This window comes from Methylibium sp., from assembly GCF_965279545.1.
In the GTDB taxonomy this organism is placed as follows: Bacteria; Pseudomonadota; Gammaproteobacteria; order Burkholderiales; family Burkholderiaceae_C; genus Methylibium.
In genome coordinates, this window is record NZ_OZ257250.1 from 2,031,300 (window position 1) to 2,054,019 (window position 22,720).

22 protein-coding genes are annotated in these 22,720 nt (G+C 70.7%); 13 read left to right on the forward strand and 9 right to left on the reverse strand.

Translation table 11 applies throughout. The features are described from left to right. Genes ccmD through ACQY9S_RS09475 form a run of 6 tightly spaced genes read left to right on the forward strand, consistent with a single transcriptional unit; the run spans nt 1 to nt 4,707 of the window. Nucleotides 1-177, forward strand: coding sequence for a heme exporter protein CcmD (ccmD, locus tag ACQY9S_RS09450; RefSeq protein ID WP_428425139.1), 177 nt, complete (start codon nt 1-3; stop codon nt 175-177). Beyond that, entirely contained in the window at nt 174-638 is a 465-nt protein-coding gene (ccmE, locus tag ACQY9S_RS09455) for a cytochrome c maturation protein CcmE (protein ID WP_428425141.1), read from the forward strand. The genes ccmD and ccmE overlap by 4 nt, the downstream gene beginning before the upstream one ends. Continuing rightward, nucleotides 635-2,611 carry a heme lyase CcmF/NrfE family subunit gene (locus ACQY9S_RS09460; RefSeq protein ID WP_428425143.1) on the forward strand — a complete coding sequence of 659 codons (1,977 nt, stop codon included), beginning with the start codon at nt 635-637 and terminating at the stop codon, nt 2,609-2,611. The genes ccmE and ACQY9S_RS09460 overlap by 4 nt, the downstream gene beginning before the upstream one ends. Further along, nucleotides 2,608-3,141 carry a DsbE family thiol:disulfide interchange protein gene (locus ACQY9S_RS09465; protein ID WP_428425145.1) on the forward strand — a complete coding sequence of 178 codons (534 nt, stop codon included), beginning with the start codon at nt 2,608-2,610 and terminating at the stop codon, nt 3,139-3,141. The genes ACQY9S_RS09460 and ACQY9S_RS09465 overlap by 4 nt, the downstream gene beginning before the upstream one ends. Continuing rightward, a complete protein-coding gene (locus ACQY9S_RS09470; protein WP_428425147.1) occupies nt 3,134-3,583 on the forward strand; it encodes a cytochrome c-type biogenesis protein in 450 nt (149 codons plus the stop codon). The genes ACQY9S_RS09465 and ACQY9S_RS09470 overlap by 8 nt, the downstream gene beginning before the upstream one ends. After that, nucleotides 3,580-4,707, forward strand: a complete 1,128-nt coding sequence (locus ACQY9S_RS09475; RefSeq protein WP_428425149.1) for a tetratricopeptide repeat protein — start codon at nt 3,580-3,582, stop codon at nt 4,705-4,707. The genes ACQY9S_RS09470 and ACQY9S_RS09475 overlap by 4 nt, the downstream gene beginning before the upstream one ends. Nucleotides 4,708-4,755: 48 nt before the next feature. On the opposite strand, the gene ypfJ is transcribed toward ACQY9S_RS09475, so the two are convergent. The 7 genes from ypfJ to surE all read right to left on the reverse strand — a co-directional run bounded on the left by ypfJ (nt 4,756) and on the right by surE (nt 10,663). Then, nucleotides 4,756-5,634, reverse strand: coding sequence for a KPN_02809 family neutral zinc metallopeptidase (ypfJ, locus tag ACQY9S_RS09480; RefSeq protein WP_428425151.1), 879 nt, complete (start codon nt 5,632-5,634; stop codon nt 4,756-4,758). Nucleotides 5,635-5,739: 105 nt separating this feature from the next. Further along, nucleotides 5,740-6,090 (reverse strand): hypothetical protein, encoded by a 351-nt coding sequence (locus tag ACQY9S_RS09485; RefSeq protein WP_428425153.1) that lies wholly within the window; start codon nt 6,088-6,090, stop codon nt 5,740-5,742. Between the two features lie 368 nt (nt 6,091-6,458). Beyond that, the gene (dcd, locus tag ACQY9S_RS09490; protein ID WP_428425155.1) at nt 6,459-7,028 is read right to left on the reverse strand and encodes a dCTP deaminase; all 570 of its coding nucleotides are present in this window, start codon (nt 7,026-7,028) and stop codon (nt 6,459-6,461) included. A 71-nt stretch (nt 7,029-7,099) separates the two neighbouring features. Beyond that, nucleotides 7,100-8,131 (reverse strand): RNA polymerase sigma factor RpoS, encoded by a 1,032-nt coding sequence (gene rpoS, locus ACQY9S_RS09495; RefSeq protein WP_428425157.1) that lies wholly within the window; start codon nt 8,129-8,131, stop codon nt 7,100-7,102. 15 nt (nt 8,132-8,146) lie between these two features. Next, nucleotides 8,147-9,070, reverse strand: coding sequence for a peptidoglycan DD-metalloendopeptidase family protein (locus tag ACQY9S_RS09500; RefSeq protein WP_428425159.1), 924 nt, complete (start codon nt 9,068-9,070; stop codon nt 8,147-8,149). Nucleotides 9,071-9,089: 19 nt separating this feature from the next. Continuing rightward, nucleotides 9,090-9,902, reverse strand: coding sequence for a protein-L-isoaspartate(D-aspartate) O-methyltransferase (locus ACQY9S_RS09505; RefSeq protein WP_428425161.1), 813 nt, complete (start codon nt 9,900-9,902; stop codon nt 9,090-9,092). Then, nucleotides 9,899-10,663 (reverse strand): 5'/3'-nucleotidase SurE, encoded by a 765-nt coding sequence (gene surE / locus ACQY9S_RS09510; RefSeq protein ID WP_428425163.1) that lies wholly within the window; start codon nt 10,661-10,663, stop codon nt 9,899-9,901. Before surE ends, ACQY9S_RS09505 begins: the two co-directional genes overlap by 4 nt. Before the next feature lie 292 nt (nt 10,664-10,955). Between surE and phnD the strand changes: the two genes are divergently transcribed. From phnD to ACQY9S_RS09525, 3 genes are read left to right on the forward strand one after another with little or no spacing between them, the layout of a single operon-like run. Continuing rightward, the gene (gene phnD, locus ACQY9S_RS09515; protein ID WP_428425164.1) at nt 10,956-11,945 is read left to right on the forward strand and encodes a phosphate/phosphite/phosphonate ABC transporter substrate-binding protein; all 990 of its coding nucleotides are present in this window, start codon (nt 10,956-10,958) and stop codon (nt 11,943-11,945) included. Nucleotides 11,946-11,990: 45 nt separating this feature from the next. Beyond that, nucleotides 11,991-12,728, forward strand: a complete 738-nt coding sequence (locus ACQY9S_RS09520) for a LuxR C-terminal-related transcriptional regulator (protein ID WP_428425165.1) — start codon at nt 11,991-11,993, stop codon at nt 12,726-12,728. Between the two features lie 35 nt (nt 12,729-12,763). Further along, nucleotides 12,764-15,070, forward strand: coding sequence for a sensor histidine kinase (locus ACQY9S_RS09525; RefSeq protein WP_428425167.1), 2,307 nt, complete (start codon nt 12,764-12,766; stop codon nt 15,068-15,070). A gap of 131 nt (nt 15,071-15,201) precedes the next feature. On the opposite strand, the gene ACQY9S_RS09530 is transcribed toward ACQY9S_RS09525, so the two are convergent. Beyond that, nucleotides 15,202-16,506 carry a mechanosensitive ion channel family protein gene (locus tag ACQY9S_RS09530; RefSeq protein WP_428425169.1) on the reverse strand — a complete coding sequence of 435 codons (1,305 nt, stop codon included), beginning with the start codon at nt 16,504-16,506 and terminating at the stop codon, nt 15,202-15,204. Between the two features lie 34 nt (nt 16,507-16,540). Then, nucleotides 16,541-17,482: a histone deacetylase family protein gene (locus ACQY9S_RS09535; RefSeq protein WP_428425171.1), complete on the reverse strand. Its 942-nt coding sequence runs from the start codon at nt 17,480-17,482 to the stop codon at nt 16,541-16,543. 55 nt (nt 17,483-17,537) lie between these two features. Between ACQY9S_RS09535 and ACQY9S_RS09540 the strand changes: the two genes are divergently transcribed. Genes ACQY9S_RS09540 through mltB form a run of 4 tightly spaced genes read left to right on the forward strand, consistent with a single transcriptional unit; the run spans nt 17,538 to nt 22,685 of the window. After that, complete coding sequence (locus ACQY9S_RS09540) at nt 17,538-18,458, forward strand: AAA family ATPase (RefSeq protein ID WP_428425173.1); 921 nt, start codon at nt 17,538-17,540, stop codon at nt 18,456-18,458. A 17-nt stretch (nt 18,459-18,475) separates the two neighbouring features. Continuing rightward, nucleotides 18,476-19,486, forward strand: a complete 1,011-nt coding sequence (locus ACQY9S_RS09545; protein ID WP_428425175.1) for a DUF58 domain-containing protein — start codon at nt 18,476-18,478, stop codon at nt 19,484-19,486. Further along, complete coding sequence (locus ACQY9S_RS09550; protein ID WP_428425177.1) at nt 19,483-21,594, forward strand: transglutaminaseTgpA domain-containing protein; 2,112 nt, start codon at nt 19,483-19,485, stop codon at nt 21,592-21,594. Before ACQY9S_RS09545 ends, ACQY9S_RS09550 begins: the two co-directional genes overlap by 4 nt. Further along, a complete protein-coding gene (gene mltB, locus ACQY9S_RS09555) occupies nt 21,591-22,685 on the forward strand; it encodes a lytic murein transglycosylase B (protein ID WP_428425179.1) in 1,095 nt (364 codons plus the stop codon). Before ACQY9S_RS09550 ends, mltB begins: the two co-directional genes overlap by 4 nt. The last annotated feature ends 35 nt before the right edge of the window (nt 22,686-22,720 follow it).

Genomic DNA, 22,720 nt, shown 5'->3' on the forward strand with positions numbered 1-22,720 from the left:
ATGGAATGGCACAGCGCATCGGCGTTCTTCGACATGGGCGGCTACGGCCTCTACGTGTGGGGCTCGTATGCCGTCACCGCGCTGCTGATGGCGGCGGAGCCCTGGCTGGCCGCACGGCGACAGCGCCAAGCGCTGGAGCGGGCCTGCGAAGCGCCGGACTCGGACCTGCCAGCATGAAGCCCCGCCACAAGCGCCTCGCCCTCATCGTCGGCATCGTCGCGGCCGTCGGCGTGGCGGCGGCGCTGGTGCTCGACGCCTTCCAGAGCAATCTAGTGTTCTTCTACTCGCCGGCCCAGGTGGCGGCGAAGGAAGCGCCGCTGGGCCGCACCTTCCGCCTGGGCGGCCTGGTCGACAGCGGCAGCGTGCAGCGCGACGGCCTGGTGGTGCGCTTCGTCGTGACCGACACCGTGCAGAGCATCCCGGTGCGCTACCAGGGCATCCTCCCGGACCTGTTCAAGGAAGGCAAGGGCGTCGTCGCCCAGGGCCAGCTGGGTGCGGACGGCGTGTTCGTGGCGCGCGAAGTGCTCGCCAAGCACGACGAGAACTACATGCCGCCCGAGGCCGCCGCCGCGCTGAAGCAGGCCGGCGCACGCAACGAGAAGATCAGCGCAACGGTCGTCAAGGAGACATCGCGATGATTCCCGAACTCGGCCAGGTCGCACTGCTGCTGGCGCTGGCGGTGGCGCTGATCCAGGGCACGCTGCCGCTGGCCGGTGCGGCGCGCGGCCGTGCCGACTGGATGGCGCTGGCGCGGCCGGCGGCGCAGACGCAGTTCATGCTCGTCGCGCTGGCCTTCGCGTGCCTGGTGAGCGCGTTCGTGCGCAACGACTTCTCGGTGCTCTACGTGGCGAGCAATTCCAACAGCGCGCTGCCGCTGTTCTACCGCGTCGCAGCCACCTGGGGCGGCCATGAAGGCTCGCTGCTGCTGTGGCTGCTGATGCTGTGCACCTGGATGCTCGCCGTGGCGCAGCGCAGCCGCCACCTGCCCACGCCGGTGGTGGCGCGCCTCCTCGCGGTGATGGGGCTGATCAGCGCGGGCTTCCTGCTGTTCATGCTCGTCACGTCCAACCCCTTCGAGCGCCTGTTCCCGGTGCCGCCCGACGGCAACGACCTGAACCCGCTGCTGCAGGACCCCGGCATGATCATCCACCCGCCGATGCTCTACATGGGCTACGTGGGCTTCTCGGTGGCCTTCTCGTTCGCCGTGGCGGCGCTGCTGGGCGGCACGCTCGATGCCACCTGGGCGCGCTGGACGAGGCCGTGGACGACGGCCGCCTGGGCCTTCCTGACGGTCGGCATCATGCTCGGCAGCACCTGGGCCTATTACGTGCTCGGCTGGGGCGGCTGGTGGTTCTGGGACCCGGTGGAGAACGCCTCCTTCATGCCCTGGCTGGCCGGCACGGCGCTGATCCATTCGCTGGCGGTCACGGAGAAGCGCGGCGCCTTCAAGTCGTGGACGGTGCTGCTCGCGATCGTTGCCTTCTCGCTGTCGCTGCTCGGCACCTTCCTCGTGCGCTCGGGTGTGCTGTCCTCGGTCCATGCCTTCGCCACCGACCCGCAGCGCGGCCTGTTCATCCTCGTCTTCCTCGTCGTCGTGATCGGCGGCTCGCTCGCGCTGTACGCTTGGCGCGCGCCCAAGGTCGGGCTCGGGGCGCGCTTCGGCCCGGTCTCGCGGGAATCGATGCTGCTCGCCAACAACGTGCTGTTCGTGGTGGCCATGCTGTCGGTGCTGCTGGGCACGCTCTATCCCTTGCTGCTCGATGCGCTGGGCCTGGGCAAGATCTCGGTCGGACCGCCCTACTTCGACACGGTCTTCGTGCCGCTGATGGCGCCGGTGGCCTTCCTGCTCGGTGTGGGGCCGCTGGCGCGCTGGAAGCAGGCCGAACTGCCCGGGTTGGCCCGCCGGCTGCGCTGGGCCGCCGCCGTCGCGGTCGTCGCGGCGCTGGCCACCGGCTGGCTCGCCGGCCGCATCGCGCTGGGCGCGACGCTCGGTTTCCTGATGAGCTTCTGGATCGTCGGCGCCATTGCCATCGACCTGTGGGAGCGCCTGCGGCCGGCCGGTGGCCTGCCGATGAAGCTGCTCGCGCGCGCGCGCCTGCTACCGCGCGCGACGCTGGGCATGATGCTGGCGCACCTCGGTGTGGCCGTGTTCGCGTTCGGGGTCAGCATGGTCACGACCTACCAGCTCGAACGCGACGTGAAGATGGCCGTCGGCGACACCACCGAGGCGGCCGGCTACGTGTTCGCCTTTCGCGGCCTGAAGCAGGTGCAGGGACCCAACTACGACGGCGTGCAGGGCCTGATCGAGGTGACGCGCGGCGGCCGCCCGGTGGCCCTGATGCAGCCGGAAAAACGGATCTACCGCGTGCAGCGCAATCCGATGACCGAAGCCGCGATCGACCGCGGCTTCACGCGCGATCTCTACGTGTCGCTGGGCGAGCCGGTCGCCGGGGGCAGCTGGATCGTGCGCGTCTACTTCAAGCCCTTCGTCAACTGGATCTGGGGCGGCTGCCTGCTGATGGCGCTCGGCGGCGCGCTGGCCGCGAGCGACCGACGCTACCGCGCGAAACAGCGGCAGGCCCAGCTGCAGCCCGGCAGCGCCTTGGCATGATGAAGAGCCTGCGCTTCATCGTCCCGCTGGGACTCTTCGCCGTGCTCGTCTTCTTCCTGTGGCGCGGGCTCGGCCTGGCGCCACACGAGCTGCCCTCGCCGCTGATCGGCAAGCCGGCACCGGGCTTCGCACTCGCGCGGCTGGACGACGCGAACCAGACGATCCGCCGCGACGACATGCTGGGCCGGGTATGGATGCTCAATGTGTGGGCCTCGTGGTGCGTCGCCTGTCGCGAGGAGCACCCCACCCTGATGGCGTTCTCGCAAGCCAGGCTCGTGCCGGTGATCGGCCTGAACTACAAGGACACCCGGCCCGCGGGCCTGGACTGGCTGGGCCGCTTCGGCAATCCGTACGAAGCGTCGGCCTTCGACGCCGAGGGGCGCGTCGGCATCGACTTCGGCGTCTACGGCGTGCCCGAGACCTTCGTGATCGACAAGCAGGGCCTGGTGCGCCTCAAGCACATCGGGCCGCTGACACCCGAGGTCATCCAGACCCGGATCCAGCCGCTGTTGAAGGAACTCAATGGTTAGGTGGGTCGTCGCCCTCTTGCTGTGCCTGGGTTCGTGGGCCGCCGTCGCGAAGGATGCGGCCCCGGCCGCCGCCGATCCCGCAACCGAAGCGCGGATGCTGCGCATCGCGGCGGAGTTGCGCTGCCTCGTGTGCCAGAACCAGACCATCGCCGATTCCAACGCCGATCTCGCGGTCGACCTGCGGCAGCAGGTGCGCGTGATGCTGCGCGAAGGCCGCAGCGACGCCCAGATCCTGCAGTACATGACCGACCGCTACGGTGACTTCGTGCTCTACCGCCCGCCCGTCAAGGCGATCACCTGGCTGCTGTGGTTCGGCCCAGCGGTGCTGCTGGTGAGCGGCTTCGCGGCGCTGGTGCTGGTGCTGCGCCGGCGCGCGCGCCTGAGCGACGACCAGTTCGAGCCCGACGAAGCCGATGCCGCCGAGGACGGCGTGTCCCCATGACCCCTGCATTCCTGCTGCTGACGGCCGCGCTGAGCGCCGCCGCGATCATCTGGCTGACCCGGCCGCTGTGGCGGGCCGCCGCGACGACCGACGACAAGGCGGCGAGTGCACCGCCGCGGCGATCGTTCGGCCTCGCCGCGGCGCTGGCGGTGTTCGTGCTCGTCATCGTCGGCCCCGGCTATGGCTGGCTCGGCGCGCCCGAGCGTGCGACCGAAGGCCCCGGCGCGAGGTCGGCCGCCGCCCCGGCGCAAGACGGCGCGAGCGGCACGCCGAACGAACAGGCCCTGGCACAGGTGGCCGCGATGGTCGACCAGTTGGCCGAGCGCATGAAGTCGCGGCCCGACGACGCGACCGGCTGGCAGATGCTCGCGCGCTCCTACGCGGCGCTGGGCCGCCATGCCGAAGCGGTCGGGGCGTTCAGGAAGGCGGTGCCGCTGCAGCCCGACGATGCCGCGCTGCTCGTCGACTTCGCGGCCTCGCTGGTCGCGACAGACCGGCAGGCGATCCAGGGCGAGCCGGCGCAACTCGTGAAGCGGGCCCTCGAGCTCGACGCCGCAAATCCGAAGGCGCTGGCCTTCGCCGGCATGCTGGCCTTCGATCGCAAGGAGTACGCCGCGGCGGCCCGGTACTGGGAAGCGCTGGCCCGCGTCGAGCCGGCCGACAGCCCGTTCGCCGCGCAGATCCAGGCCAGCATCGCGCAGGCGCGCCAGCTTGCCGGCCTGCCGCCTGCTGCAGCGACGGCGCCTGCCGTCGACGCTGCGGCTTCCGGTGCGACGGGAGCCCGGGTGAGCGGCACCGTCCGGCTCGCACCGTCGCTGAAGGACCGTGTCGCGCCCGATGACACGCTGTTCGTGTTCGCACGCGCGGTCGACGGTCCGCGCATGCCGCTGGCCATCCTGCGCAAGCGCGCCAAGGATCTGCCGCTGCAGTTCACGCTCGACGACAGCCTGTCGATGTCGCCGGCCGCGAAACTGTCGGGCGCGACGCGCGTCATCGTCGGCGCGCGGCTGTCGCGCAGCGGCAATGCCCTGCCTCAGGCCGGCGACCTGCAAGGGCTCTCGGCACCGGTCACGGTGGGCGCGAGCGGATTGCAGGTCGAGATCGGCGAGCCCGTCTCGAAATAGCGCCCTCACCTGACCGTCCGATGCGGCGAGCGCGCCGCGGTGCCGGGTTCAGACTCGGCCGGCCTCGAAGGTGTTGCAGTCGGCGATGCGGCCCGTCTGCATGCCGCGCTTGAACCAGCTCACGCGCTGCGCGCTGCTGCCGTGGGTGAAGCTCTCCGGCACGATCTGGCCCTGGCTGCGCTTTTGCAGCGTGTCGTCGCCGATCTGCGACGCCGCGTTCAGCGCCTCTTCGACATCGCCCTGCTCCAGCCACTGCTTGGCCTGCTGCGAGCGGTTGGCCCACACGCCCGCGAAGCAGTCGGCCTGCAGTTCCAGGCGCACGCTCATCGCATTGGCCTGGGCTTCGCTGCCGCCGCGCCGCGCGGCCTCGACCTTTTCACTGATGCCGAGCAATTGCTGCACGTGGTGGCCGACCTCGTGCGCGATCACATAGGCCTGCGCGAAATCGCCCGGCGCGCCGAGGCGCTGTTTCAGGGTGTCGAAGAACCCGAGGTCGAGGTAGACCTGCTGGTCGCCGGGGCAGTAGAACGGCCCCATCGCGCTCTGACCGGTGCCGCAGGCCGTGGCCGTAGCGCCGCGGAACAGCACCAGTTTCGGCCGGACGTAGCTGGCCTGCCCGCTCTGGAACACCTCGGTCCAGACCTGCTCGGTGCTGCGCAGCACCACCGAGACGAAGCGCGCCTGTTCGTCATTGGCCGGCGGCGCCTGTGGCGGCCCGTCGGCCACCTGTGCCGACGGCGCCCCGCCCCCGCCACTCAGGATGCCGAGGACGGTCAGCGGGTTGATGCCGAAGATCCAGCCGGCCACCAGCGCGACGACGATCGTGCCGACCCCGATGCCGCGCCCGCCGATCGGCAACCCGCCCCGGCCGCCCGAGTCGCGGCGGTCCTCGACGTTGTCGCTCTGTTCCTGGCCGTCCCATTTCATGCCGCCCTCCGAAGCCCGCTTCGATGCGGCGCATGGTACTGCCGGCCGCACCACCTTCGCGGTGCGGCGTCTGAGGGCTTTTGGGGGGCCGCGGCGCGGCGGGCGTCAGTGCGACAGGCCGTCTTCGGCGTGCATGCGGCGGAACAGGTCCAGCGCCAGCCCGCGCAGCGTTTCGTTCGCACTGCTGTGGGCGAAGGCCAGGCGCTCGTGCGCATAGACGCGGTCGAACAGCATGCGGCCCGTGTGCACGGGCCAGCCCTCCTGCGCCATCAGGGCCCGAAAGCGAGACAGGCTCCACACGTCGACCGACAGCGGTGTCTGCGAAGCCTTCACGCCCAGGCGGGTGCAGGCGACATCGTCGATCGATGCGAAGCCGGTGTCGTCGAACTCGGTCAGCAGTTCGGCCGGCATCGTCGGCAGGTCGTGGTAATCGGCAGGCAGGTCGCGCGGGTTCATGGTCGGCTCCAATGCCACGGAACATGGCATTTCGATATCGCCAGCTTAGGAAAGTCACCGGACCGCGATGCACCGAAAACACCGCCGAAGCCTCGGCAGTTGAGCGCTTGCTGCGTGGAGCGGAAGTGCGGTGTCAGGCAACTTCCTACAGGCGGAGCGCTGCTGACCAGGGCGCACCATCGTGACGTGCGAAGGTCTTCAAACCCCAGCACACCGCGATGCATCGAAGCGCCGTGACGGGCCGCTATGTGAAGTGAAGTAGAGGAGGAGAGCCCGGCCGGAGGGCGGGCTCGGGGGACATGAACGCAACACAGCGGACCGGCGCGGCGCCCGCTCCACACCGCCACAACGCAGCGGCGCCACCAACGCTAGGTCTTGGGCAAGGTCACGCCCCGCTGCCCCTGGTACTTGCCACCGCGGTCCTTGTACGAGGTCTCGCAGACCTCGTCGCTCTCGAAGAACAACACCTGGGCGCAGCCCTCGCCCGCGTAGATCTTGGCCGGCAGCGGCGTGGTGTTGCTGAACTCCAGCGTCACATAGCCTTCCCACTCGGGCTCGAAGGGCGTGACGTTGACGATGATGCCGCAGCGCGCGTAGGTGCTCTTGCCCAGGCAGATGGTCAGCACGTTGCGCGGGATGCGGAAGTACTCGACAGTGCGCGCCAGTGCGAAGCTGTTCGGCGGGATCACGCACACGTCGGCCTCGATGTCGACGAAGCTGCGCTCGTCGAAGTTCTTCGGATCGACCACCGTGCTGTAGATGTTCGTGAAGACCTTGAATTCGGGCGCACAGCGGATGTCGTAGCCGTAGCTGCTGGTGCCGTAGCTGACGATCTTGTGGCCGTCGGGGGCGTTGCGCACCTGGCCCGGCTCGAAGGGCTCGATCATGCCGTGCTGCTCGGCCATGCGCCGGATCCACTTGTCGCTCTTGATGCTCATCGGGCTTCCTGGAATCTGCCCGGATTCTAGGTTCTGGGCCCGCCCGTCCCCGGTTCGGCCGCTGCGGCCGTTCAGAAGATCGAATCGCGGTTCACGCCGTCGCGGGCCATCCGGCGCTTGAGCTTGAGCAAGGCCTCCTGCTGGATCTGGCGGATGCGCTCACGCGTGAGACCCAGGCGCTCGGCCAGCACTTCCAGCGTCTCGGGTTCGCGATCGTGCAGGCCGTAGCGGCCGGCCAGCACCTCGCGCTCGCGCTCGCTGAGCTCGCCGAGTCCGTGCTGCAGCAACACGTCGAGCTCGTGGCTCAGGGTGTGGCCGAGCGGGTCGGTGGCCTGGTCATCGGCCACCATGTCGCCCAGCGTCTCGGCACCGTTGCCCGCCTGGCGCTCGAGCGGTGCATCCAGCGAGGTGGGCTGCTCGGCAAAACGAAGCAGTTCGGCCACCTCGGCCACCGGGCGGCCCAGTGCCGCGGCGATCTCGTCGACGCGCACCGCACGGCCGTCGGCGCCGGCCGCCGCCTCGCCTTCGAGCGCCCGCCGCGCCCTCAGCACCTGGTTGAGTTCGCGCACCACGTGCACCGGCAGCCGAACCAGCCGGGCCTGGTGCATGATCGCGCGCTCGATGCTCTGGCGAATCCACCACGACGCGTAGGTCGAGAAACGAAAGCCCCGCTCCGGCTCGAACTTGCCGATCGCGTGCATCAGGCCGAGGTTGCCTTCCTCGATCAGATCGGTCATCGGCAGGCCGCGGCTGAGGTAGCTCTTCGCGATGCTGACGACGAGACGCAGATTGCGTTCGATCATCTGCTGGCGCGCCGCGAAATCACCCGCGCGCGCGCGGGTGGCCATCGCGAACTCCTCACCCGGCGTGAACAGCGGCGCGCGGCGGATCTCTCTCAGGTAGGTCTGCAGCGTGTTGCCGACCTCGCCCTCGCCGGCAACCAGCGGCAGGCTGTCCGGCACCGGTTCCTGGGCCTCGTCGAGGCCGTTCGGCAGGTCTGCGGCACCCAAGGCAGGCGGCTCCCGCCAATCGCCGGCGGGCGCGCGCCCCGCATCAGGAAGCGCGTGTCCGTTGCTGGGCAAGGGAGGCTTCCTGGTGCTCATGTTCGGCAGGGGTCGCTAACGGGGAGGCAACAGCTTCACCGGATCGACCGGCTTGCCCAGCTTGCGGATCTCGAAGTGCAGTTGCACCCGCTCTGCGTCGGTCGCACCCATCTCGGCGATCTTCTGGCCGCGCTTCACGGGCTGCTCTTCCTTGACCAGCAGGGTCTGGTTGTGCGCATAGGCGGTCAGGTAGGTGGCGTTGTGCTTCACGATCACGAGGTTGCCATAACCCCGCAGTCCCGAGCCAGCGTACACGACACGGCCGTCGGCCGCCGCCATCACCGGGTCGCCGGCCTTGCCGCCGATCGCGACGCCCTTGTTGCGCGCCTCGTCGTAGTTCGCGAGCACCGGGCCGCCCGCCGGCCAGGCCCAGTTCAGTTCGTCGTCGTCCTTGCCGGCGGCTGCCGGCGCAGGAGTTGCGCTGGCGGGCGCGGCCGCGGCACTGCCCGAGGCGCCGGCCGCCGGCGCCGATGCGGCGGTCCCGGGCTTCGCATCGAGAGGCCGTGCCTCGACCCGCGTGCTGGCCACCGGCTTGGCAGCGACGACCGTCGGATCGACCGCCGGTGGCACCACGCGCAGCACCTGGCCCACTTCGATGATGTTGACGTTCTCCATGTCGTTCCAGCGCGCGATGTCGCGCCAGTTCTGACCGCTCTCGAGCCCGATGCGGATCATCGTGTCACCGGGCTTGACGGTGTAGTAGCCCGGCTTGCCGGCGTTCTCGGCGCCGGGCAGCGGCTTCGGCGCCTCGGGCGCGCTGGCCGACGCCGCACCAGGGGCGCCGGCCGCTGCATTTGCCGCCGCGGCAGGGCTGCGCGTGCTGCGGTCCTCGACCGGCGGCGCGCGGCGCGGGCCCTGCGCGCACGCCGTCAGCAGCGACACCAGCAATGCGATCGTCAGACCGCGCGACAGTGAACCGCCGTGAGCAGGAAAAAACATGAAAGTGCGTCGCATTCGTTCAGTCGATGCCGGATTTTAGGGGGACGAAGCGGACCGCCTCGTGCAGCGAACGCTGCAGGCTGCCGTCCGCGTGGCGGTCGATCACGACGAGCACCTGGCCGCCACTGCGCGCATCGAGCATCGGTGCGACCAGCCGGCCGCCCGGGGCGAGCTGATCGAGCCAGGGCGCCGGGATGTCCTCGCCGCCGGCGGCCGCGATGATGCCGTCGTAAGGCGCGTTCGGCGCGTGGCCGATGCGGCCATCGCCATAAACCAGCCGCAGGTTCGTCACATGCAGCGCGGCGAGGTTCGAGCGCGCCTTGTCGTACAGCGGCCTGAGCCGCTCGATCGATATCACTTGGCGCGCCAGCTGCGCCAGCACGGCCGCCTGGTAGCCGCAACCGCTGCCGATCTCGAGCAAGCTCGGCCGCGCACCGACGGGCTGCGCGGCCAGCATCAGCTCGACCATGCGCGCGACCACCGAGGGCTTCGAGATGGTCTGGCCGAGGCCGATCGGCAGGCTCGTGTCTTCGTAGGCCTGGTTCGCGAGTGCGGTGTCGACGAACGCGTGGCGCGGCACCGCGCGCATCGCTGCGAGCACGCGCGCGTCGCGCACGCCTTCGGCCTGCAGGCGCGCCAGCATGCGCTCGCGCACGTGGTGCGAATCGAGCCCCAGGCCCGCTGGTGTCGCAGCCCGGCCGCGCTGTTCGACCGCGGCCTGCTGCAGCGGGCGCTGCGGACGCAGCAGCGGCGTCGCTTCGGCACGCGCCGCCGGCTTGACCTGATCGAGCCGCAGCGGGAACTTCGGCGCCGCCCGTGGGCCGGCGCTCATCGCGGCCCCTCGGCGGCGCGACCCAGCCAGGCGCCCCAGGCCGGCAGGCAGGCGTGGTCGGTCAGGTCCACCTGCAAGGGCGTGACCGACACGTGGCCTTGCGCCACGGCGTGGAAGTCGGTGCCCTCGCCGGCCTCGCGGGCGTCGCCGGCCGCGCCGATCCAGTAGATCGGCTCGCCGCGCGGGTTGCTCTGGCAAATCACCGGCTCGCTCGCATGGCGCCGGCCGAGCCGCGTGGTGCACAGGCCGCGCAATTCGTCGAAAGGTCGGGCCGGGATGTTCACATTGAGCAGCCAGGCTCCGGGCAGCGGCGGCAGCTCGATCACCTGCTCGATCAGCCGACGCGCCACGCGCGCCGCGCTGTCGAGGTGTTTCCAGCCCTTCTCGGCCAGCGAGAATGCGATCGCCGGGACGCCGAACAGGTAACCCTCCATCGCGGCGGCGACCGTGCCCGAATACAGCGTGTCGTCGCCCATGTTGGCGCCGTTGTTGATGCCCGAGACCACGAGGTCGGGGCGTTGCGGCAGCAAACCGGTGAGTGCCACGTGCACGCAGTCCGACGGCGTGCCGTTCAAGTAGCGGTAGCCGTTGGCCGCCGTCCAGACCGAGAGCGGGCGCTGCAGCGTCAGTGCATTCGACGTCCCGCTCGAGTTCTGCTCGGGGGCGACCACGTCGATCTCGCCCAGTCCATGGCAGGCCTCGACGAGCGCCGCCAGGCCGGGGGCGAGATAACCATCGTCATTGGCAACCAGGATGCGCATCGAAGCGATTGTAGGGAGCGCACGCGTCACTTCGGAGACGCAAACCCTGCATGCCGCTGCCTATCATGAACCGCGGCGACCGGGCACGGGCCTGGCGCGGGCGCTAGCTCGTGGTTGATGGCTGCACGGGAGGTGCGCGGCAAGCTGGCGCTGACCACGGGCTGACGACCACCGCCCGGCTCGCACTCGCGCGCGTTCTTCGGTCCCCCGTCGGGGGGCCCTCTTGATCGTCACGGGCACATGCGGCCCCGGTGCTAAATTCGCGCTGCCCTCCCACCGCGACAATCCCACCGTGCGACGCTCGCTACTGAAGCTGCCTTTACTCGCCCTTGCCGGCCTCGCCGGCAAGGTGGCCACGGCCGAGGCAGCTTCGCTGGCCTTCGGCGTGATCACGACGACCACGGTTGCCGAGACGCAAGCCGCCTGGGAGCCTTTCTTCGCCGCCATGCGCCAGAGCACCGGGCTCGATGTGCGAGGCGTCTACCACGCGACCTACGAGGAAGCGGTCGACGCGGTCGTGAGCAACCTGGTACAGCTCGCGTGGGTTTCGAACAAGGCCGCGCTCGACTGCATCGAGCGCACCAACGTCGAGGTGTTCGCGCAGCTGGTGGATTCAGCCGGCTCGCCGGGCTACCGCTCGATCATCGTCACGCGCCGCGACTCCGGGCTCACGTCGATCGACCAGTTGCTCAATCGCCCGCGCACCTGGCGCTTCGCGATGGGCGAACCGAGTTCGACCTCGGGTTCCGTGATGCTGCAGTACGCGCTGTTCGTGCCGCGCAGCATCAAGCCCGAGGAACACTTTCTTTCGCTGCGGCGCGGCACCCACGCCCAGACGCTGGCAGCGGTGCTGGGAGGCCAGGTGCATGCCGGCGCCTACAACACCGAGGAGCTGCTGCGCCTGCGCGAGCACGCGCCGTCGCAGGCGCAGCAGCTCAGGATCCTGTGGGAGTCGGCGCTGATCCCCAAGGACCCGCTGCTGTGGCGTCGTGACCTGCCGCTGTCGGTGCGCAAACGCATCGCGGACTACATCTTCGGCGTCGGCAAGACCCTCGATGAGAAGCTGATGCTCAAGCGCATGTTCGACCTCGCCGGTTTCAAGCGCTCCAGCAATCAGCAGCTCAAGTTCGTGCTCGACATCGACGACTTCAAGCAACGCTCCGAAGTGCTGCTCGACGCGAAACTGGGCGAAGCCCTCAAGAATGAACGCCTCGCCGATCTGCGCGAACGCTATGCGCGCCTGTCGCGCGCCGTCCAGGCCGACGCCGACATGCCGCGATGACGCCGCGCAACGTCCACGCCGCTGCCCCCCTTTCAGGAGAATCCGATGGCCGTCAAGGTGCTGATCGTCGAAGACAACCCAGTGGCACGCCACTTCCTGGCGCGCGTGGTGCGCGAGAGTTTTTCCGACGTGACGGGCATTGCCGAGGCCGGTGACCTCGAGTCCGCACGGCGCCAGCTCGGCGTCGGGGGCGCGCCGCCGGTGGCGTCGGGCAGCGAGCCGTTCAAGCTGGTGCTGGTCGACCTGGAGCTGCCCGACGGCAACGGCCTCGAACTGCTGACCGAACTCGCCGGGCACGGCGCCACGAAGATCGTCACCACGCTGTACTCCGACGACGACCACCTCTTCCCCGCGCTGCAGTGCGGCGCCGATGGCTACCTGCTGAAGGAAGACCGCTTCGAGGTGCTGGTCGAGGAGCTGCAGAAGATCGTACGCGGCCAGCCGCCGCTGTCGCCGGCGATCGCGCGGCGGCTGCTGTCGCATTTCCGGCTCGGCGACTCGGGCTCGATGGCGCTGGACAGCGCGCACGCGCCGGGCGACTTCCAGACCGCACGGCCGTCCCCGCCGCCGGTCTATGCCGAGCCCGACCACGAACGCCTGACGCCGCGCGAGACCGAGGTCCTGACCTACCTCAGCAAGGGCTTCACGATCAAGGAGATCGCCGGCCTGATGGGCATCAAGTGGTTCACCGTCAACGACCACATCAAGGCGATCTACCGCAAACTCAACGTCTCCAGCCGCGCCGAGGCGGCCGTGCTGGCCAGCAAGCAAGGCTTGGTATGAGCCCGAGCGTCGCCTGCTGAACTCGCGGCTGCGTGATGCGCACAGCGGCCGAGCGCCACCCGCCGCGGCTCCCGGGGCGAGAAACCCGGGCCTCCGGCCCGCCCAACTCGAGGCTGGACGACACCGACTCGGGCATCGACACCACGATCCTCGAGCAATGGCTGCCGCCCCGGCTGCGCAACTCGCGCTGGCTCGGCTGGCGGCTGCGCGCCCTGGTCGTGCTGGCGTTGCTGGGTTGCGTGGCGCTGTTCCTGCTGACGCGCAGCCTGGCCCATCAACCGCGGCTCGACGCCAACTGGCGCGGCAACGAGCAAGGCCAGTTGGAGCTGCTTGCCAGCGGCGAGCCGGCGCTCGCGCCCTTCGTCGGGCGCGCGCTGCTCGGGGTGATCGGGGGCGACAGCCAGGTGGCCGTCCTCGATGCGCTGGCACTGCAGCGCTCACCCCGCTGGCTGCCCGGCGATGCCGAGCGCGCCCACCACCACGAAATGCACGAACAGCTGGCCCGTGCGCTGGCGCAGGGCCATGTCCGGCTGTACTTCGCCGATGGCGGCACGGCCGAGCTCGAGCTCCCGCCGCGCGGCAGCCTGCGCCTTGGCACGCTGTACTGGCTGCTGGGTGGCCTGGCGCTGGTGCTCTACCTGATCGCGATGGTCGTGCTGCTGGTGCGACCGATGCTCGCCAACGCCCTGTTTGCATTGATGGCGCTGAGCCAATGCGGCAACCTGCTGTTCATCGCCGCGGCGACGGTGTCGGAGCTGACGCTGCCTGGTGGCTACACGCACCTCGAGATGCACGCGCGCATGGCCTTCGATCTGGTCACCGCGGCCGCCATCGTCCACGCCGCCTGCCTGCACCCGCGCCGCCTGCCCTACGGCCAGCTGATCGCCGCGCTGGCATGGACGACCGTCGGCACGCTGCTGCTGCTCGATACGCAGTCCGCACTGACGCAAGCCTGGTGGTGGACACAGGCCGCCGGCGCCGTGCTCGGCCTTTCGGCGGTCGGCCTGCTGAGCTGGTCGTACCACATCGAACCGCATCCCTATGCGCTCGTGCAGCGTCGCTTCGGCATCGTGACGGCCGGAACCTGGATCCTGCTGACGGCGGCGATCGCGGCAGTCAGCCAGACACCGGGCGCGCAACAGGGCATCGCGATGGTCGGCTCGATGATCTGGGTGGTCTTCCTCGCCTCGCTGATGCTGCTGGTGCCGTTCCTCGCCAAGTCGCAGCAGATGCTGCGCGAGTTCTCGCTGCTGGCCGGCATCAGCACGGTGGCCACCTCGCTCGACCTGCTGTTCGTCACGGCCTTCTCCTTCGGCCAGTTCACGTCGATCACGCTGTCGGTCTTCCTGTCGATCGGTCTCTACGTGAGCGTGAGACAGTGGGTCCTGAACCACCTGCGCGGCACCGGCATGGTCACGATGGAGCGCCTGTTCGAGCGCCTGTACCGCATGGCACGCGAGGTCGAGGCCCACCCGGAGCGGGCGTCGGCCTCTCTGCTGAGCCTGCTGCGCGAACTGTTCGAGCCGCTGGAGGCGGCGATCGCACCGAAGTCGACCACGCACGCGCACGCCAGCGGCGACGGCTCGGCGCTCACCGTGCCGGTGCCCGACCTGAGCCGCGCCAGCGGCCGCGCCGACGAAACGCTCGTGCTGCGGTTCTCGCAGAGCGGTCGTCGCCTGTTCACGACGGAGGACGCGCGCCTGGCCGACCGCATCGTCGAGCAGCTCAAGCGGGCGGTCGCCTTCGACCAGGCCGTCGAACGCGGCCGCAGCGAGGAGCGCAGCCGCCTGGCCCAGGACCTGCACGACGACATCGGCGCGCGACTGCTGACGCTGATGTACCAGGCCCACAGCCCGGAGCAGGAGGACTACATCCGCCACACGCTGCAGGACCTGAAGACGCTCACCCGCGGACTCGCGGTGAACAGCCATCGCCTGACGCATGCCGCGGCCGAATGGAAGGCCGACGTGCAGCAACGCCTGCAGATCGCCCACGTCACGCTCGACTGGCACACCCACTTCGACCGCGATGCGGAGCTGAACGTGGTGCAGTGGTCGGCACTGACGCGGGTGCTGCGCGAGCTGGTCAGCAACACCATCGCCCACTCGCATGCGACGCGGGTCGCGATCTCGCTGCAGCTGGCCGACGACAGGCTCGAACTCAGCGTGCACGACGACGGGCGCGGCCGCAATCCGCAGGCCTGGGCCCACGGCCTGGGTCTCGGCGGCATCCGCAAGCGCGTCAAGCAGCTCGGCGGCGAGGTCGAGTGGCGCGAACTGTCGCCGGCCGGCATCGAGTGCCGCGTCCGCTTCGCGCGCTGGTCGCAGAGCGCGTCGGCCTGACCCCTGCCGACCCGCATCCGAACCTGTCGAATCACCCGGCGTCCTCGCCAAGCGTTCCGGACAAGGACACCGGACACCGCAACGAGCCCCGACCCAAGCTGCCGTCGGATGCGTCTGAATGCGACGCCGTATCAGGGTCCCGGCGCGGCCGGCAGCGGCTTGGCGGACGCCGGCGCGCGCCGCAGCACGCGCTGCGGGAACGGGATCTCGATGCCCTCGGCATCGAGCACCGCGAGGATCGCGAGGTTCACCTCCGAGCGCAGGTTGGACTGGCCATTGAGCGGATCGGGCACCCAGTACCAGATGGTCAGCTCCAGGCCGTCGGCCGCGAAGTTGGTCAAGTGAACCGCCGCCGAGTGATCGGCATCCTTCATCACGCGCTCGATGTTGCCCAGCGCCGCGAGCAGCTTGGAACGCAGCTTCAGGACATCGGTGCCGTAGGCGACCTGGACCACCGTCGAGGTCATGACGCAGGTCTCGGTCAGCGAGGCGTTCTCGACGCGCTGCGTGATCAGCAGTTCGTTGGGCACGATCGACTCGCGGCCGTTGGCGGCGCGGATGATCGTCGCGCGCGTGTTGATGTCGGTGATGCGCCCCTCGAAGTTGTCGACCTTCACCAGGTCGCCGATGCGCAGCGAGCGCTCGGCCAGCACCACGAAGCCGCTGACGTAGTTGGAGGCGAGCTTCTGCAGACCGAGGCCCAGGCCGACGCCGATGGCGCCGCCGAACACGCTGAGCGCCGTGAGGTCGATGCCGGCGGCCGACAGCGCCACCAGCAGGCCGACGAACAGCAGCAGGGCCCGGGTGGCGTTGGCGGCGATCTTGCGAACCGACAGGTCGGTCAGGTGGCCTTTCAGCAGCCGCGCCTCGATCGCCGCGCTGAGCCACAAGGCGAGCACCAGCACCACCACCGCGTTGAACGCGCCTTCGAGCAGCGCGCGCAGCGAGACGTGGCTGCTGCCGAGCTTCCAGGTGATCGCGTCCATTTCTTCGAGCAGCATCGGCAGCACGCCGGTGACCCACAGGATCATGCCGATCCAGACGGCCCATGACAGCCAGCGCTCGACGATGCGCACCAGCTCCGAATCCGGGAAGGCCGCGCGCAGCACCCGCACGAACACCCGGATGACGGCCAGCGAGAACAGCAAGGCCACCGCGATGCGCAGCACCGCCGGCGGCAGCTGCAGCGCGGCCAGCAGCACGTGCTGAGCCAGCAGTGCCAAGCCCAGCGACAGCAGCGGAAACAGCGCGCCGTCTATGAGCCGCCGGCCGAACAGCACCGAATTGGCGTCATGCGTGCGCCCGCGCAGCGCACGCGTCACGGCCCAGGCCAGCGCCAGGCAGGCCGCGAGCACGGCCAGTTCGAGCACGGCGTTGGTGCTCAGCAGCGAGCGACCCAGCGCGCTCAGCTCTTCGGGGGTCATCGGTCGGGCCATCGGGCGTCCTGGTCCGCAGCAGAAGAATGGGTGCTCAGCCGGCCACGCCGGCCAGCACCCGCAAATGGCTGGCCACGCTGCGCGCCAGGGCGCTCAGTGCGTAGCCGCCCTCGAGGCAGGAGACGATGCGTCCGTCGGCATGCCGCTGCGCGACCTCCTTGACGCGCCGCGTGATCCACGCGTAGTCGGCCTCGACCAGACCGAGCTGTCCGAGATCGTCTTCGCGGTGAGCATCGAAACCGGCCGAGATGAAGACCATCTGCGGCCGGAAGGCTTCGAGCCGCGGCAGCCAGTGCTGCTCGATCAGATCGCGGATCTCCGCGCCCTTGGTGTACGGCGGCACCGGCAGGTTGACCATGTTGTCGCCCAGCGGCTGGGTGCCCGAATTGGGATACAGCGGATGCTGGAAGAAGCTCACCATCAGCACCCGGTCATCGCCCGCGATGATGTCCTCCGTGCCGTTGCCGTGATGAACGTCGAAGTCGACGATCGCCACGCGCTCCAGGCCGCGCACGTCGAGCGCGTGGCGCGCCGCCACCGCGACGTTGTTGAAGAAACAGAAGCCCATGGCCTCGCGTCGCGTCGCGTGGTGCCCCGGCGGGCGGATGGCGCAGAAGGCGTTCTCCACCTCGCCGCCCAGCACCGCGTCGGTGGCCGCCACCGCGGCGCCGGCCGCATGCAGCGCCGCGGTCCAGGTGCCCGGACCGGCAACGGTGTCCGGATCGAGCGCGCGCCGCTGGCCCGTCTCCTCGACCTGCTGCATGAAGCCGCGCAGGTTCGCCACGTACAGCGACTCATGGGCCAGCGCCAGGTCGCTCTCGGCGGCCTGCGGGGCTTCACGATGTTCGAGCGCGATGTCCAGGCCGGTGGCGATGAGGTGGTCGGCAATGGCGTCGAGCCGCTGCGGGCACTCGGGATGGCCGGCGCCCATGTCATGGGCACGGCACGCGGGGTGGGTGTAGTAAGCGGTGGCCATCCGTCTTTGCGGTGCAGGGTCTCGGGCGCGGCGGCTTTCGGCTAAGGTGTGCGCCATGACCTTGCACACCCGGCTTCACCAGCTCGTGGATCAGATCTCGACCATTATCGTCGGCAAGCGACCACAGATCGAAGACAGCCTGGCCTGCCTGCTGGCTGGCGGGCATTTGCTGATCGAGGACGTGCCCGGCGTCGGCAAGACCACGCTGGCGCATGCGCTGGCCGTGTCGCTCGGGCTGCGCTTCTCGCGCGTGCAGTTCACCGCCGACCTGATGCCCTCCGATCTGGTGGGCGTCAGCGTCTACGAGCGCGGCAAGGAGAGCTTCGTGTTCCACCCCGGGCCGGTGTTCGCGCAGGTGCTGCTGGCCGACGAGATCAACCGCGCCGGCCCCAAGACCCAGAGCGCGCTGCTCGAAGCGATGGAGGAGCACCAGGTCAGCGTCGAGGGCGAGACCCGCGCCCTGCCCGCGCCCTTCTTCGTGATCGCCACGCAGAACCCGAGCGACCAGCTCGGCACCTATCCGCTGCCGGAGAGCCAGCTCGACCGCTTCCTGATGTGCATCACGCTCGGCTACCCGGACCGCGCCAGCGAGCGCGCGCTGCTGGCCGGGCGAGACCGCCGCGAGGCGATCCACGAGCTGCGCCCGGTCATGCAGCCCACCGACCTGCAGGCCGCGCAGCAGGCGGTGCTGGCGGTACACGCCAGCGAACCCTTGCTCGACTACCTGCAGGCGCTGATCGCCGCCACGCGCGACGGCCGCTGGTTCGTCGAGGGCTTGTCGCCGCGCGCCGGCATCTCGCTGCTGCGCGCCGCCAAGGCCCACGCCCTGCTCGACGCGCGCGACTACGTCGCCCCCGACGACCTGCAGGCCGTGCTGCCCCAGACGGTGGCGCACCGGCTGCTGCCGGTCGCCGGTGCCGGCCGCGGACGGCGCGAACAGGTGCGGGCGATGGTCGACGCGATCGCGCTGCCCTGAACGCTGCGGAGCCCCTCGTGAGCGCAGTGCTCGACCCCCCGGCGCGTGGCAGCGGCCTGCTCGCGCCGCTGCGCGCGCGCTGGCGCACCTGGTGGAATGCCCGCCATCCGCGCACCGACGCGCTGCTGCTCACGCAGCGCAATGTCTACATCCTGCCGACGCGGGCGGGCTGGGTGTTCGCGCTGACGCTGGGGGTGCTGCTGGTCGCCTCGATCAACTACCAGCTGAGCCTGGGTTACCTGCTGACCTTCCTGCTGGCCGGCAGCGGCGTGGTGTCGATGCACGTCACGCACGCCACGCTGCGCGGCCTGAGCCTGCACCTGCGCCCACCCCAGCCGGTGTTTGCCGGCGACGCGGCGGTGGTCGAGTGCGTGCTGGCCTCCGAGGCGCCCCGCACCCGCCACGGCATCGGCCTGCGCCTGGCCGGCCTGGAGCGCCCGCCGCGCTGGAGTTGGACCGACGTGCCGGGCGGCGCCCAGTCCGCGGTGCGGCTGAGCTTCGTCGCACCGCAGCGTGGACGCCTGCCGCTGCCCGACGTCGTGCTGGAGACGCGCTTCCCGCTCGGACTGTTCCACGCCTGGAGCGAATGGCGCCCCTTGTCGACCGTGCTCGCCTATCCGAAGCCGGAGCAGCCGGCACCGCCGCTGCCACTGCCGCGCGCGGCGGCTGGCGACGCAACCACCACACGCAGCAGCGACGGCGGCGAGCTCGAAGGCGTGCGCGGCTACCGGCGCGGTGATCCGCTGAAACTGGTGGTCTGGAAGAAGGCCGCCCGCGCCCTCGACACCGGCGGCGAGCTGGTCAGCCGCGACACCAGCAGCTCGGCCCACCACGAGCTCTGGCTGGACTGGGCCGCGACCGCAGGGCTGGCCCCCGAAGCCCGGCTGTCGCGCCTGGCCGCCTGGGTGCTCGCCGGCGAACGCAGTGGCGCCGCCTGGGGCCTGCGCCTGCCGGGCCACGGGCTGCCCCCGGCGATCGGCGAAGCCCAGCGGCGCGCCGCACTGGAGGCGCTGGCGCTGTGGTCATGAGCCCCTCCACCGCGGCCTCGAATCGCTGGCATTGGCCGGGCTGGAGCCACCTGCCGCGCGAAGCGCGCGACACGCTGTTCCTGCTCGCGGTGATCGCCTGGACGGTGCTGCCGCACGTCGGCCAGCTGCCGCCGTGGTGCACGCTGCTGAGCGCTGCGGTGCTGCTGTGGCGCGGCGCGCTGGCGGTGCGCAGCGCGGCGCTGCCGAACCGCTGGGTGCTGGCCGGCGTGCTGCTGCTGGCGCTGGCCCTGACCTTCATGACGCATCGCACGCTGCTCGGCAAGGAGTCGGGCATCACGCTGCTGGTGGTGCTGGTGGCGCTGAAGACGCTGGAGCTGCGCGCGCGGCGCGATGCCTTCGCGGTGTTCTTTCTCGGCTTCTTCCTGGTGCTGACGCACTTCCTGCACTCGCAGTCGATGGCCATCGCCGCGGCGATGCTGGTCTCGGTGTGGGGGTTGCTGACGGCCCTGGTGCTGGCCCACATGCCGGTCGGCCAGCCCAGCCTGCGCCAGGCCGGCGGGCTGGCGGGCCGCTTCGCGCTGCTGGGCGCGCCGGTGATGCTGCTGCTGTTCCTGCTGTTTCCGCGCATCGGCCCGCTGTGGGGCGTGCCGAACGACGCCGGCGCCAAGACCGGCCTGTCGGGCGAACTGCGCATGGGCATGATCGCCGAGCTGGCGGCGGACGACAGCGTCGCGATGCGCGTGCGTGTGCTCTCGGGCACGCCGCCTGCGCCGCAAGCCCTCTATTTCCGCGGCCCGGTGCTGAGCCGCTTCGACGGCGAGACCTGGCACATCGGCCGCTCGGGCTTCCCGTCGTCGTCCGCGCCGCCCGCGCAGAACCTGCGGACCTTCGGCGAGGCGGTGGAGCTGGAGGTCACGCTGGAGCCCTCGCGGCTCGCCACGATCCCGGCCCTGGAGGCCACGCCCGAGCTGCCGCCGATCGACGGCATCCGCACCCGGCTGCGCGACGACCTGCACTGGACGGCCAACCGGCCGCTGACCGAGCGCGTGCGCTACACCGCGCGGGCCTGGCCCCGCTTCACGCAGGGGCCGACCGAGCCGAGCGTCGGGTTGCAGGACGACCTCGACCTGCCCGCCGGCTTCAATCCGCGCACCCTCGAATGGGCCGCGGCGCTGCGGCGCGAGCCGCGCTACGCGCAGGCCGACGCCACCACACTGGCCACGCTGCTGATGCAGCGCATCCGCACCGAGGGCTACAGCTACACGCTGGCGCCGGGGCTCTACGACGAGGAGCGCCGCGGCACCGCCATCGACGAGTTCTGGTTCGACCGCAAGGCCGGCTTCTGCGAGCACTTCGCAACCGCCTTCGTCGTGATCATGCGCGTGCTCGACGTGCCGGCGCGCGTGGTCACCGGCTACCAGGGCGCCGAGCGCAACCCGGTCGACGGCACGCTGGTGGTCCGCCAGAGCTTCGCGCACGCCTGGGCCGAGTACTGGCAGGCGGGCCAGGGCTGGGTGCGCGCCGACCCGACGGGCGCCGTCGCGCCGGAGCGCATCGACCGCAGCCGACCGCTCGCGCCGGCACCCGGCTTCGTCGCCACGGCGTTCGGCGGCGTCGCGCCCGGCGCGCTGCTGCAGTTGCGCGCGCTGTGGGAGGCCACCGACAACGCCTGGAACCAGTGGGTGCTGAACTACTCGCGCGGCACGCAGTTCGACCTGCTGCAGCACCTCGGCTACCGGTCGCCGGACTGGGAAGACCTGGCGCTGCTGCTGATCGGTGTCGCCACCAGCCTGAGCCTCGCCGCGGCCGGCTGGGCCTGGTGGGAACACCGGCGCACCGACCCCTGGCTGCGCGCCTATGCGCGCGTGCGCCGGGCCACAGCGGCCCTGGGCCTGGACGCGCACGACGGCGTGCCGCCGCGCACGCTGGCCGCGGCATTGCGCGCACGCCACGGCGCCGCGGCCGAACCCACACTGCGGGCGCTGCAGGCGCTCGACCGCCTGCGCTACGCGCGCCACGACACGCCGCTGTCGGCTCGCCGCACCGCCGCGCAGGCCCGCCGGCTCGCAGCGGCGGCGGTGGCCGCGCTGCGCCCCTTGAAACGCCCTGCTTCGCCGCTCCCCGCGGTGGCCTCTGCCCCCCGATGATGAACCGCTCCCTCCCCCACACCCTGACCGCCGCGCTGCTGCTGCTGGCCGCCGCATTGCCCGCCCCCGATGCCGAAGCCGGCCGCGCGAAGAAGAAGCCGGTCGCCGTGCAGGACGACAACGCGCCCGAGGCCGTGACCTACGGCCGCCGAGACGACGTGGTCGCGCTGGCCGCCGGCATCGCCGAGCGGCGCGGGCTCGACCGCGCCTGGGTCGAGGACACGCTGGCGCAGGCGCGCTTCATTCCGGGCGTGGTGCGCTTGATCCAGCCACCGCCGGCCGGCACGGCCAAGAACTGGGCCGCCTACCGGGCCCGCTTCGTCGAGCCGCTGCGCATCCGCGCCGGCGTCGCGTTCTGGCACGACAACGAACGCTGGCTGCGCGAGGCCGAGGCACGCTACGGCGTGCCGGCGGCGATCGTCGTCGGCATCGTCGGCGTCGAGACGATCTACGCGCAGCAGATGGGCAACTTCCGCGTGCTCGACGCGCTGGCGACGCTGAGCTTCGATTTCCCCCGCGACGCGCGGCGCGACCGCAGCGCCTTCTTCCGCGACGAGTTGGAGAGCTATCTCCTGCTGTGCCGGCAGCAAGGCGACGATCCGCTCATGCTGAAGGGCAGCTATGCCGGCGCGATCGGCATGCCGCAGTTCATGCCGAGTTCGTGGCTGAAGTACGCGGTCGACTTCGACGGCGACGGCCGCATCGACCTGCATGCGAGTGCCGCCGACGTGATCGGCTCGGTCGCGCACTACCTCGCCGAGTTCGGCTGGCAGCGCGGGCAGCCGACGCACTACGCGGTGGCCGTGCCGGTCGATGCGGCCGAGCGCGCGCTGCTGCTGGCACCCGACGTCCTGCCGAGCTTCAGCGCGGCGCAGTTCGCCGAGCACGGCGCGGCGCTGGAGGCCGCGGGCCGCGAGCACGAAGGTCCGCTGGCGCTGGTCGAGCTGCAGAATGGCAACGCGGCGCCGAGCTACGTGGCCGGTACGCAGAACTTCTATGCGATCACGCGCTACAACTGGTCGAGCTACTACGCGCTGGCCGTGGTCGAGCTGGGCCGGGCGGTCGCGACGGTGATCGAGGCCACGCGGTGAAGCGCACAGGCCGGAACCCGCGCACCCTGCCACGC